The following is an 828-nucleotide window of genomic DNA, read 5'->3' as shown; positions in this document are numbered from 1 at the left end:
GGCCGCCACCGCGGCACTCAGCCTCGGGACGCCGTACGTCCCCCTCCCCGCACTGCCCGCCGCACTGCTGGGCGGCGATGGCCTGGCCGGCGTGGTCGTCACCGAACTCCGCCTGCCCCGGCTGGTGTTGGCGCTGATCGCCGGCGCCTGCCTGGGCGCGGCGGGCCTGGTGCTCCAGGAAGCCCTGCGCAACCAGCTGGCGGTGCCCGAGATGCTCGGCGTCTCCTCCGGGGCGGCGCTGGGTGTCGCCGCGCCACTCGTGCTCGCCGTCTCGGTACCGGCGCTGCTCCACCCGCTGCTCGCGCTCGGCGGCGCGGCGCTCGGCGGCACCCTCACGCTGCTCGCCGCCGGGATCGGACGAAGCCCGTCCGCGGTACTGCTCACCGGGGCGGCGGTCGCCGCGGCCCTCCAGTCCGCCCTGCTGGTGATGATGGTGCTCGCCGACCAACTGGACCTCCAGCTCATCTACCGCTACCTGCTCGGTTCGCTGTCCGGGCGCACCTGGGACGACGTGAGCGGCCTGTGGCCGTGGCTGCTGGTCGCGGTGCCGGCGCTGGTGCTGTGCGCGCCGGTGCTCGCCGTGCTCCGCCTCGGCGACGAGGACGCGCAGGCGCTCGGCGTCCGGCCGCACCGTGCCAGGTTCGCCGCGCTCGCCGTCTCCGTGGTGCTGATCGCCCCGGTGGTGGCGGTGTGCGGACCGGTGGCGTGGGTCGGCTTTCTCGCCCCGCAACTGGCCCGGCGGCTCGACCCCGGTGGCGACGCGGTGCGCTGGCTGCCGTGGTCGGCGTGCTGGGGCGCGACGGTGGTGGCCGTGGCGGACCTGCCGGC

1 protein-coding gene is annotated in these 828 nt (G+C 76.6%); it reads left to right on the top strand.

The annotated features are described in order from the left end of the window. The coding region (locus tag ACYVE9_RS29010; protein WP_461030855.1) for a FecCD family ABC transporter permease at positions 1–828 on the top strand (828 nt) is incomplete at both ends.

It is taken from the genome of Streptomyces sparsus (assembly GCF_054776295.1).
The sequence above is the reverse complement of the archived record's forward strand: the minus strand, read 5'-3'. Positions and strand labels throughout refer to the sequence as shown.